We start from the raw sequence: 11,126 nt of genomic DNA, 5'->3' as shown, positions 1-11,126 counted from the left end.
GTACGAGGAGGTCGGCGGCGGCCCGGCCGAAGCCGCCGCCGAGCACGACCGTCTCCGGATTGAGCAGCGAGGCCGCGTTGCCGATGGTCAGGGCCAAGTCGTCGACGACTTCCGCGAGTACGGCCGTGGCCGCCGCGTCGCCGGAACGGGCGAGCCGCAGGAAGTCCTCGGAGCCGAAACCGGACGGCAGGGCGTCCCGCCGCTCGCGCATCCGCGTGAGGATCCCGGCCGTGCCGACCCGCGATTCGAGGTCGCCGAACCCGGGCCACGGCGTGGCCAGCGACTCCCTGCCGAGGAGCGTGTAGCCGATCTCCCCCGCCGCGCCGAGGCCGCCGCCGTAGAGTTCGCCGCCGAGGATGAGCGACGCGCCGACCCCGGTGCCCAGCGCGACCGTCAGCACGTCGCGCCTGCCGCGGGCCGCGCCATGCCGGAGTTCGGCCAGGGCGAGCAGGTTCACGTCGTTGGCGACGCGTACGGGCAGGCCGAGGCGTTCCTCCAGCAGCGCGCCCAGCGGCAGGTCGAACCACTGCAAGGACGGGGCGAATTCGACCCGCCCGGTGTCCCGCCGTACGACGCCCGGAACGCTCACGGCCACCGCCCGTACCGGCGACGGCCCGCCGGCGGCGTCCTTGATGAGCGTGGCCGCGAGGTCGCCGAGCGCCTCGAAGAAGTCCAGGCCGGGGCGCCCGTCCTCACTGGCGGGGATCGAGCGCTTACGGCGTCGGGTCATGCGCGCTTCGAGGTCCGCGACCGCCCCGGCGATCTTGTGGCTGCCGATGTCGAGAGCCAGCACCGAACGGGCCTCGGCGTTGAACTTCACCAGGCGGGCCGGCCTGCCGCCGGTCGGCACCGTCCGGCCCGCTTCGAGCACGAGCCCGTCCTCGGTCAGCCGGTCCACGAGCCGGTTGACCGTCGCCGTGCTGAGCCCGGTGCGCTGCACCAGTTCCGACAGCGGCTGCGGTCCCGCCGCGCGCAGTTGCTCCAGCAGCGCCGTGGCGTTGACCTCGGCCGCGGTGCGGTTGGTCGCCGTGGGCCGCCGCGGTTGTTCCCGGCTGCCGCCGCGCGCGGGCGTGCCTGTGGTCATGGCCGGCCTTTCGTGGTGGTTCGGTGGGGGCGCGCCGACAGCTTCGGACCGCCGTGGACGCCCATTATCCGATCCCACTCCGCGGGGCGGCGACGAGCCCGCCGACGCCCGCCACCGTGCGCGATGCACCTGATTCCCCTGATGTATGGGATGCCGCTGATACACGAGATGTATCTGATACACGGGATGCATCTGACGCACGGGATGCGCCGTGGGCCCGGGTCACTCCTCCCGCCCGGTGCGGGTCGCCCAGATCGGCGAGCTCCAGGCGTACTGGTCGTTGTACTGGCGCACCCGCACGTAGTACCAGTCCTCGTCGGCGCCGGTCCCGGCGTCCTCGACCGACCAGTCGAGGTCGAGCGCGGCCCGCGGTTCGGCGCGGTCGAACACGAAGGCGCCGCTGATGAAGCCGCCGACGAAGCCGACCCGAGGCCCTTCGAGCAGTTCCCCCACCGAGTGCGCGACCTCGCGCCCGTTGACCCGCGCGACCACCTTGGTCGACGAGTCGCCGGTGACGTGCAGGGCGAACCGCTGGGTAGCGTCGGTCATGACCGTCGGGTTCCCGTCCGTGCGGGTGTGCAGCACCACCCGGTCCCGCTCGGGCCGCGACCAGCGGGAGAACGAGAAGGAGTCCGGCTCGCGGTCGCTGGGCGCCACGACGTCGTACCCGCGCAGCCGCGGCTCGACCGCGTCGACCCGGCCGCCCACGACCTCCAGCTCGACGTCCCACTCGGCGGGCACCCCGACCTCGCCCCACCCGAAGCCGACCGGGATGACGCCCTCGAACGCCTCGCCGTGCCCGCCCGCGGGGCGCTCCCGCGCGATGATCTCGCCGTTGCGCACGATCTCGACGTAGTCGACCGCCGATCCGCCGCGCACCGCGACGTCCAGCCGGCGGCTGCCCGGCGCGGCGACGACGGAGCCCATCGGCTTCCCGTCGAGGGAGGTCGCGAGCATGATGCGGTCGCCGGTGACGCAGTACGTGCGGCGGGAGGTGATCGCGTCCCAGATCGCCTCCCTGGTCAGCTCCTCGGCCCAGACCATGGCCCGGCCGTAGCCGTAGCTTCCGGGGTGGGCGCTGTGGTGGTCGGTCGAGCCGATGAAGCCGAACCGGTGGCCCGCCCGCAGTCCGGTGAGCGCCGTGCTGCCCGCGTCCCGCGGACCCATGGTGTGCAGATACGGGCGCGGGGACCGGTCGTCCTCGCCGCAGCCGTGCATCGACAGCAGCTCGATCACCGGGGAGAGCTCGGCGGAGTACGTCGACCAGTTGATGCCGCGGGAGCCGCGCCGGTAGCCGATGTGGTGCGGCAGCATGATGCTGGGCAGGCCCTGCTCACCGAGTCCGCGCAGCGTCCCGCGGAGTTCTTCGAGGCTGCCCGCCTGGGAGGGCGCGAGCGGGCCGCGGCCGGAGGGGTAGTACACGCAGTGGTCGCCGTAGGTCATCGAGTGCCACTCGAAGGACAGGAAGGTGACGAACCGGCCGTCCTCGTGCGCGCCTTCGGTGACGTCCTGTACGTGCTCCCAGCCGCGGCGCAGCCGTTCGAAGCCGAGCCGGTGGTATTCGGCGACGTGCGGCGGGTCGTCGGGCATGTCGTGCCAGCTCGCGTGGCCGGTGACCGTCGCGAAGTCCAGTTGGAGCCGGGCGTTGCGGAAGGCGTCCTCGACGCTGCCGTGGCCGTAGCTGATGCCGCAGTGGTTGTGCAGGTCTCCGGCGTAGGCGGTGAGGCCCTGGTAGCCGTCGAGAGCGGTGCTCTGCCTCAGGAGAGACATGGCTTCCTTCCGTTGATCACTGTTTTGCTCATCTTGAGATGAATGGAAGCATGCATCGAGGCGCGACACGGGTCAAGAGCGGCAGAGGAGTTGATTGCCATCGACATCTCGGCAGCTCACACCCAGGAGGCACTGAAGACCCTTTCTTCTTGACCTGATATAAAGCATCCCATGCTGACTTCTCTGCGTACGCACCCGCTCGAAGCCGAAGCCGAAGCAGGAACCGAAGCCCACTTCGTCGGCGCCGACGTCGGCGGGACCAAGGTGCGCACTCTGGTGACCGACGACAACGGCACGGTGGTGCAGTCGTCCACGGAACCCACCGAGCACGACGTGGTCGGCCAGCTCACCCGGCAGATCCGCGCGCTGGGAGCCGGCCGGGTCCGGGCGGTCGGCGTCGGCGTCCCCGGCGTGGTGGCCCCGGACACCGGTGTCATAAGCCGCGCCCCGAACGTCCCCGGGCTGGACGGCCTGCCCCTCGCGGACGAGCTGGCCGCCGTGCTCGGCCTGCCGGTGACCGTGGAGAACGACATCGTCGCCGCCGCGCTGGCCGAACAGCGCCTCGGCGGACACGCGGGAGAGACGCTCGCCGTGATCGCCGCCGGCACGGGGATCGGGCTCGGCATCGTGCACGACGGCGACGTGATCCGCGGCGACACCGGAGCCGCGGGCGAGATAGCGGACCTTCCGATCGGCCGGAGCCGTGTACTTGAGGACACGGTGTCGATCACCGGCCTGCTCCGGTCGTACCGGTCCCTGGGCGGGGACAAAAGCTGCTCGGCCCGGGACGTACTCAACGCCGCCGAGGCCGGGGAGCGCCGGGCGGAGCAGGCGGTGGCCGAGTACGCCTCGTATCTGGCGCTGGGCATCAGGATGGTCGCCGCGGTGCTCGACCCGGCGCGGACGGTCCTGACCGGCGGCATCGGGTCGCGCCCGGAGGTACTGGCCGCGGTGCGCGGTCATCTCGCGCCCCCGCTGTCGGAGCGCGTGGTCCCGAGCGCGCTGGGCCCGGACTCGCCCGCGCACGGCGCCGTGGTGCTGGCGCTCAGAGCGGCGGGGGCGTCGGCGCTCTGACACCCTGACACCCTGATGCCCTGATGCCCTGATGCCCCGACACCCCTGACACCCCTGACGCCTCTGGCACCTTGACGGCCTGAGCTGCCGCGCGGTCCGCCGCGGTCTCGTACGCCACGGCCTCGTACGCTGCCTCAACGACGCGGCGTACGACACCGGGCGCATCGGGAAGCCCGGACCGGCTCACCCGCTCAGTGGGAGTCCGTCACCTGGATCAGGTTGCGCCCGCGGAAGGTGTAGAGCCGTCCCCGCTCGTCGGCGTCGAGGTCGGGCATGCCGTACCACTCCCCTCCCAGGCCGCCCACCACGGTGCTGACGGCGAAGGTGTCCGGTGCGAAACGCATCAGCGTGCTCGCCGACGCCGCATACACCCGCCCCCGGCTCATCGCGAAGGTCACCTCGCCCGGCACCAGAGCGGTGCCGAGGTCGGCGCGGTGCACCACCGCACGGGTCTTGACGTCGATCACGAAGAACTCGCCCTTGAGGCACAGGCAGTACAGCAGGCCCCGCCGCACGATCAGGCTGTTCACGGCCCGCTTCTGCCCAAGGTCCAGCCGCCACAGTTGCCGGCCCGCGACCGGATCCCACGCCGCGATCTCCCCCCGCGGCCCGGACGAGTAGGGGTTGTCGCCGCCGAGGTAGGCCACGCCCCGGTAGCTGGTCACCGCGCGGACCATCTGGTTCTCGTCGAACGGGTTGACGTGCACCTTCACCTTGCCGCTGGCCGGGTCGTAGACCGCGAACGCGCCGCCGCCCTCGGTGTCGCACTGCACCCCGGCCAGCAGCCGGCGGTGCACCGGATCCCAGCACACGCCCTGCGGCCGGTTCTGCTCCACCGGCAACGCCACCGCCTGATGCGGCCCACCGCCCTTTCGCGGGTCGTACGTCCAGATGCCCTGCGAGCTGTACTGGCCGGTGTACAGGGTGCGGCCGACCACCACCCCGTCCTTGGCCTCACCCGGAAAATCCAGGTGGACGGTCTTGCCCGTGGACAGCCGGTGAACGTCCATGGAGCCGTTGCCGCCCACATAGACGCGGCCGCCGCCGGCGGTCACCGACATCCCCAGCTCCGCGCCGGCCGGGGCGCCCGCCGCCGTCAGGTCGGTCCTGGTCAGCTTGGGGGCGGTGAGGTCGATCTCGCCGACGAACCCGGCGCCCGAGGTGACCACCGCCGACCCGTTCCAGTAGTCCAGCCCCCACAACTCGCCCAGATCCGCGTCCCCGTGCGGTACCGGGTGGATCTTCTTCGCCCCGGTCGCGTAGCGGTAGACGCCCTCGCCCGCCGTGAAGTAGACGTCGTCGCCGTGCCTGCGGAACAGCTTGGACGTCTTGCCCTCCGTCGCCAGGACGGTGTAGGTCGTCGGGTCGGTGGTGTCGATCTCCGCGAACAACGACGTGGGCGTGCCGCCCTCCGTCCCCACGTACAGGCGGTCGCCGATCACCTCCAGGTCGCGGATCGCCGCCGCAGGGGCCAGCTCCTTGGGCAGGATCGACCGCATCTTGTGCGTCGTGCGGTCCACGGCGAACAGCGACGCCCGGCTGGCGCCGCCGCCCCCGGACAGGTTGCTGCCCGCCCCGAAGTAGACCGTGGTCGCCGACGCCGACACCGCACGGGCCTGTGTCGCGCCGGGGTCCGGGACGCCGATGTTGGTGATCTTCCCGGTGGCCGGTTCGATCTCCCAGATGCCCGGATCCGCCTCCATCCCCACCGCGTACAGCATGCCGTCCGGCGCCACTGTCAGCCTGCGGACGTTCAGACCGGGGATCCGGCCGAGGGCCTTGGCCGGCACGTTCGGCCTGTTCAGGTCCCATACGAACAGGTTGGGCTGGTCGCCGTCGCCGTGGTAGACGACTCCGGCGTAGAGGTAGCGCCCGTCGGGCGAGGCCGCCAGGCCCTGGACGAACTTCCCCGGGCCCAGGTCCGTGGAAGCGGTGACTTTACGTGTGGGCAGGTGGAAGGCGGCGAGCCGGCTGGGGCTCAGATTCCGGGACCCGATATAGACCGTGTCACCGATCAACAGGCCGCTCATCAGGGAGAATCCGACGATGCCGGGACCCAGGTCGGTGACCGACGGCCCATGGCGACCGGCGGTCGCCTCCTCCGACACCTCCGGCACCTCCGACGCCTCCGCGGACGGGACCAGCAGGGAGGTGGCGGCCAGAGCCGCGGCGCCCGCGCCGCCCAGCCGCAGAACGCTGCGTCGGGAGAGTCCGCCGTCCGTGTCGTCTCCGGCAGGAACAGGTGTTGCTGTCATGGCACTCCTCAGGCTTTCCACTTGGTGTGATAGTGAAGTTGCCGGGAAGAGTTCCATTGGTTTTCTTGAACCGTCAAGATCCGCGACCGAGATGGGGAAACTTTTAGTTCGCTCTGAGCGGTAAATAGGATGCGGGGACTCGCACGCCCGACTACCACCGAGAGGCACCGATGAGCGGCAACGTCAACAGGGGGACGCCCGCGACGCGTCGGCAGACCGCGACCACCCGGACCGTGTCGCAGGTCAACCGCACGATCGTGCTGGACACCCTGCGCACATCCGGCCCCATGTCACGCCAGCGCATCATCGACGAGACCGGACTCAGCCCGGCAACCGTGAACCGCCTCCTCGACACACTCAAGGCGGACCGCCTCGTCACCGACGACGAACGCGCGCCCTCACGCGGCGGCCGCCCCGCCCAGCTCATCCGCTTCAACGCCCAGGCCCAGAGCGTCCTCGCCCTCACCCTGGGCAGCGACACCCTCCACGGCGCCGTCTGCGACCTCACCGGCCACACCCGCCACCACCTCAACCGGCCATTGCACGAAGGCGACGGAGCCCCCGCCCTCATCGAGCAGGTCATCGCCTTCGCCACCCAGCTCTCCCAGGCCGCCGACGCCCTGGGCGCGCCGCCCCGCGCGGTCGCCGTCGGTGTGCCCGGCGTGGCCACCGGACACGACGGCCTCGTGGAATTCGCCCCCGCCCTGGGCTGGTCGAGCATGCCCCTGGGCGTACGGCTCACCGAGGAACTCGGCATCCCCGCCGCCATCGAGAACGACGTCAACCTCATCGCCCTCGCCGCCCACCGCCACACCGCCCCGCCCGGCGTCCAGCACCTCGTCGCCCTGGTCGCCGACACCGGCGTCGGCGCCGGGCTCGTCCTCGGCGGGCAGCTCCACCGCGGCCGACTCGGCGCAGCCGGCGAGGTCGGCTACCTCCTCATGGAACGCCGCTCCCTCAACCGGCCCTGGCCCGGCTTCGGCGACCTCGAATCCAGCGTCGGCCTCAACGGCATCCGCCAACGCATCGCCGAGGCGGACAGCAACGGCGGCATCGACGGCAGCGACGCCCCCGGCTACGCCGCACTGCAACACCTCTTCACCGCCGCCCGCCACAGCGAACCGGCGGCCGGCAGACTCGTACGCCAACTCGCCGACGACTTCGCCCTCGTCATCGCCGACATCGCCGTCCTCATCAGCCCGGATGTCGTCGCCCTCGGCGGCCGCACCTTCCACCACGGCGGCGACCTCCTCATCCCCGCCATCGAAACCCGCCTCCAAGGCCGCATCCCCCACGTCCCCCCGCTCACCCCCATCGACGCCGACCAACTCCAGCTCACCGGCGCGGCGGAACTCGCACTCGAAACCACAGCGATCACCACACCCACCCTCCGATGACACCGGTGGCCTGCCCGACACTGAATACCGCCGAGCGCCGAGGCGGCCGAGGCAGCAACCGCTCCTCGGCCACCCCTTCGTCTTCAGCGGACCGCTACGACGGACCGTCGAGTGCGGTTACAGACACCGCGTCGTCGTAGACCCGCACGACGGAACCGGGCGGATAGTCGCGGCCCTTGGCGGGGTTCCACGACGGGCGGTAGATGCCCAGCTTGAAGTAGGGCTCCTCGGGCTGGTGGTAGTTGTTCGCCCCGGTGCGGCTGGCGAGTTCCTCACCGTTGCGGCACACCGTGAGGCGACCGGGGTGGTCCGGAGTGGACCAGTCGATGTCGAACGTCCAGTGGTTCCACTGTCCGGTCTTCACCGCGCCGAGCTCGTACGTCTTGCGCTGCGGCTTGGTGTCGTCCGGGTGCTCCAGCCAGAACACGTTCAGGAGCCAGGTGGAGTTGCGCACGGAGAGCGCGATGGGCGGGTTGGTGTTCTTCCCGTCGGACAGCGGCTTACCGTGCCACTGGGCGAGGATCGTATCGAAGTTCGACACTTCCCAGTCCTTGGGCAGATAGTCGGAGAACCGGAACCGGTAGGCGCCGTAGCCGATCGCGTCGTTGGCGGTCTCCGCGCGCCATGACTTCTTGTCGCCGTGCACGGTGAACAGCCCTGACTGCTTTCCGTCGACGACCGGGGCGTTCGCGGCGGTGATCGAGGCCGCGGCGTTCTCACCGTCGTAGCGGTGCCTGGCGAAGTCGAAGTCCGGGGCGCTGCCCTCGAAGCCGTCGCTGAAGACGGTCTTGCCGTCCGCCTTCTCCGTGCATGACTTCGGGAACGCGGCGGCCCTGCCCGAGCCGGAGCCCGACCCCGTACCTGAGCCCGATCCCGATCCCGATCCCGATCCCGAAGTGAACGAGCCGTAGGCGGTGGGGGCCACGGCTATCAGGGCGACGGCGATCGTCACCCCGCCGATGACACGTGCCTTCCGGCGGGCGCGTGCTGTGCTGCGGTGTCTCATGTGGCTCCCTTTCACAGAGGAGCATGGGGGGACATGACTGACCAACTGGCCATTCGAGCGTGGGGACATGACCGATCAGCACCATCCCCTCGACCGGGTACAGGGCTGCGCTCAATTTAATTCGGTCATTGACAGAAGTTAACCCCTCTGGCTAGCTTCCGCGGCATGAGCCCTCACCTCGGAGACGGCCGGGAGCCGGATATCCGCAGCTCCACCCCACCTCGCGTCCTTCTCGGCATCGCGGCAGCCGAACGGAACGCCTTCTTCCCGCCGGAGTCCCAAAACGCCCTGAACCGCCTCGGACAGATCTCGGCCCTCGAACCCGCCGCGCTGCACGACCCCGAGACGTTCCGTCAGGCGGCTGCCGGAGTCACGGTGTTCGTCACCGCGTGGGGCTTCCCCCGCCTCGACGCCGACCGCCTCGCCCTCGCCCCCGACCTGCGCTTCGTCATGCACGCCGCGTCCTCGCTGCACGCCCTGGTCGACGACGGCTTCTGGGCCGCCCAAATCCCCGTCTCGCAGGCCGGGGCCGCCATGGCGCCCTCGGTCGCGGAGCTGTCCCTCACCTTCACCCTCTCGCTGCTGCGCCGTACGCACCGGCTGGACCGGGCCCTGCGCTCCGGGGCCGACTGGCGGTCGGCCCGGCGCGGCGAGCGCGCCCGTGAGATATCCGGTGCGCGCATCGCCGTCATCGGCGCCTCGCGCACCGGACGGCGCTACATCGAGATGTGCCGGGCGCTGGGCGCGGACATCCGGGTGTACGACCCCTACCTGTCGGCGCCCGACCCCCTCGCTCCGCTGGCCGCCGGCCTGCACGAGGTCCTCGCCTGGGGCGATGTCGTCGCCCTGCACGCCCCCGCCACTCCCGAGACGCGCGGGATGATCGGCCCCGCGGAAGTCGCGGCGATCCGCGACGGCGGACTGTTCGTCAACACGGCCCGCCCCTCGCTCGTCGACATGGACGCGCTCTTCGCCGCCGTGTCCTCCGGGCGGCTCGACGCGGCGCTCGACGTGTTCGACACCGAGCCGCTGCCCGCCGACGACCGCTGGCGCCTCCTGCCCAACGTCCTGCTGACCCCGCACCTTGCCGGGGCAAGCGTCGATTCCCGCCGCCGCGCCGGACACATCGTCGTGGAGGAGGTCCGCCGCTTCCTCCGCGGCGAGCCCCTCCAGCACGCGCTCACGCGCGAGGAGTTGGAGCGAATGGGATGAGCACTGCCACCCGACACGCGGACCGTACGGCCCACCGCACCGCGGCCCCGGCGCCCCCGGCGGCCCGCAACATCCTGCTCCTGCACTGCCACGACCTGGGACGGTTCCTCGGTACGTACGGCGTACGCACGGTGGCGACGCCGTATCTGGACGCGCTGGCGGCGGAGTCCGCCGTCTTCGAGGCCGCCTTCGCCACCGCGCCCCATTGCAGCCCGGCGCGGGCCTCGCTGTTCACCGGCGACTATCCGCAGACGAACGGGGTGCTCGGCCTCTCCCACGATCCGTTCGGCTGGGATCTGCGGCAGCCGGACACCCACCTCGCCCACCGGCTGAAGGGCGCGGGCTATTACAGCGAACTCGTCGGCGTCCACCACGAGTCCAAAGTCCTGCCGGACGACGTCGTGGCCGCGCGCCTGGGCTTCGACCGGGTACGCGCCGGGGGCGACCGCGATACCGTCGTCGACCGCGCCGCCGAGGCGCTGCGCCGCGCCGCGGGCTCCGGAGCGCCCTTCTACCTCCAGGTCGGCTTCCACGAACCGCACCGCACGCCCTCCAGGAACGACCCTCCCGGCGTGATGGGGTTCCTCGGCGACACCGTCCACGCCGACAGCTCGCTCGGCCACACCGTGCCGCCCTACCTGCGCGACGACGCCGCGGCGCGCGAGGAGATAGCCGAACTCCAGGGCGCCGTGCACCACATGGACGAGGGCGTGGGCCGCGTACTCGCCTCCCTCGACGCGCTCGGGCTGCGGGACGAGACCCTCGTCGTGTTCACCACCGACCACGGCCTCGCCCTCCCCCGCGCCAAGTGCACCCTCTACGACCCCGGCCTCGAAGTGGCCCTGATGATGCGCGTGCCGGGCCGCGAGGCGTGGGCGGGGACACGCGTCGCGTCCCTGGTGAGCCATGTGGACGTGGTGCCCACACTCCTCGAACTGGTCGGCGCGCCGCGGGCGGAGTACGCCGGTACGAGCCTCGTACCGCTCGTCGAGCACGGCCGCACCCCGCGTGAGTATGTCTACGGCCAGCTCACCCACCACACGTACTACGACCCCAAGCGCTGCGCGCGCTCCACGACGCACAAGCTCGTCGTCAACTTCGCCAACGCTCCCCGCACGATGGACCCCACCCAGTCGTGGATGCACCGGAGCCTGCCCGCCGATCTGAACGGCCCCTCCGTCGGCTCCAGTCCGCCGCTGGAGCTGTACGACCTGGTGCGCGATCCGTACGAGATGGAGAACGTCGCCGGCGATCCGGCGTACGAGGACACCATGGCCGAGCTGGCCCACGCCCTGCACGGCTGGATGCGGGACAACCGGGACCCGGTC

At 71.3% G+C, this 11,126-nt stretch carries 8 protein-coding genes; 4 read left to right on the top strand and 4 right to left on the bottom strand.

Annotated elements, in window-relative coordinates:
• Together ACFU99_RS18020 and ACFU99_RS18015 are read right to left on the bottom strand one after the other, a co-directional pair.
• Window positions 1-1,084 (bottom strand): ROK family protein (locus ACFU99_RS18020; protein WP_384392686.1); only part of this gene is annotated, 1,084 nt, incomplete at its 3' end.
• Between the two features lie 222 nt (window positions 1,085-1,306).
• Entirely contained in the window at window positions 1,307-2,854 is a 1,548-nt protein-coding gene (locus tag ACFU99_RS18015) for a DUF3604 domain-containing protein (protein ID WP_384392683.1), read from the bottom strand.
• A gap of 171 nt (window positions 2,855-3,025) precedes the next feature.
• Between ACFU99_RS18015 and ACFU99_RS18010 the strand changes: the two genes are divergently transcribed.
• Window positions 3,026-3,928, top strand: a complete 903-nt coding sequence (locus ACFU99_RS18010; RefSeq protein ID WP_384392680.1) for an ROK family protein — start codon at window positions 3,026-3,028, stop codon at window positions 3,926-3,928.
• 191 nt (window positions 3,929-4,119) lie between these two features.
• Here the strand turns inward: ACFU99_RS18010 and ACFU99_RS18005 are convergent, their stop codons facing one another.
• Window positions 4,120-6,183, bottom strand: coding sequence for a PQQ-binding-like beta-propeller repeat protein (locus tag ACFU99_RS18005; RefSeq protein WP_384392677.1), 2,064 nt, complete (start codon window positions 6,181-6,183; stop codon window positions 4,120-4,122).
• 170 nt (window positions 6,184-6,353) lie between these two features.
• Here ACFU99_RS18005 and ACFU99_RS18000 point away from each other — a divergent pair, with 170 nt between their 5' ends.
• A complete protein-coding gene (locus ACFU99_RS18000) occupies window positions 6,354-7,580 on the top strand; it encodes an ROK family protein (RefSeq protein WP_384392674.1) in 1,227 nt (408 codons plus the stop codon).
• A gap of 94 nt (window positions 7,581-7,674) precedes the next feature.
• Here the strand turns inward: ACFU99_RS18000 and ACFU99_RS17995 are convergent, their stop codons facing one another.
• Entirely contained in the window at window positions 7,675-8,586 is a 912-nt protein-coding gene (locus tag ACFU99_RS17995) for a heparin lyase I family protein (RefSeq protein ID WP_384392671.1), read from the bottom strand.
• 165 nt (window positions 8,587-8,751) lie between these two features.
• Here ACFU99_RS17995 and ACFU99_RS17990 point away from each other — a divergent pair, with 165 nt between their 5' ends.
• The gene (locus ACFU99_RS17990; protein ID WP_384392669.1) at window positions 8,752-9,798 is read left to right on the top strand and encodes a hydroxyacid dehydrogenase; all 1,047 of its coding nucleotides are present in this window, start codon (window positions 8,752-8,754) and stop codon (window positions 9,796-9,798) included.
• Window positions 9,795-11,126: sulfatase (locus ACFU99_RS17985; protein WP_384392666.1), on the top strand; the 1,332-nt coding region annotated here is incomplete at its 3' end. The genes ACFU99_RS17990 and ACFU99_RS17985, both read left to right, overlap by 4 nt.

The organism is Streptomyces sp. NPDC057654, assembly GCF_042800135.1.
In the GTDB taxonomy this organism is placed as follows: Bacteria; Actinomycetota; Actinomycetes; order Streptomycetales; family Streptomycetaceae; genus Streptomyces.
Note: the sequence above shows the minus strand (reverse complement) of the source record. Positions and strands in the feature narration are given on the sequence as shown.

Coding starts and splice junctions, on each gene's coding strand:
- ACFU99_RS18015 (WP_384392683.1), bottom strand. CDS start 2,854: ATGTCTCTCCTGAGGCAGAGCACCGCTCTCGACGGCTACCAGGGCCTC.
- ACFU99_RS18010 (WP_384392680.1), top strand. CDS start 3,026: ATGCTGACTTCTCTGCGTACGCACCCGCTCGAAGCCGAAGCCGAAGCA.
- ACFU99_RS18005 (WP_384392677.1), bottom strand. CDS start 6,183: ATGACAGCAACACCTGTTCCTGCCGGAGACGACACGGACGGCGGACTC.
- ACFU99_RS18000 (WP_384392674.1), top strand. CDS start 6,354: ATGAGCGGCAACGTCAACAGGGGGACGCCCGCGACGCGTCGGCAGACC.
- ACFU99_RS17995 (WP_384392671.1), bottom strand. CDS start 8,586: ATGAGACACCGCAGCACAGCACGCGCCCGCCGGAAGGCACGTGTCATC.
- ACFU99_RS17990 (WP_384392669.1), top strand. CDS start 8,752: ATGAGCCCTCACCTCGGAGACGGCCGGGAGCCGGATATCCGCAGCTCC.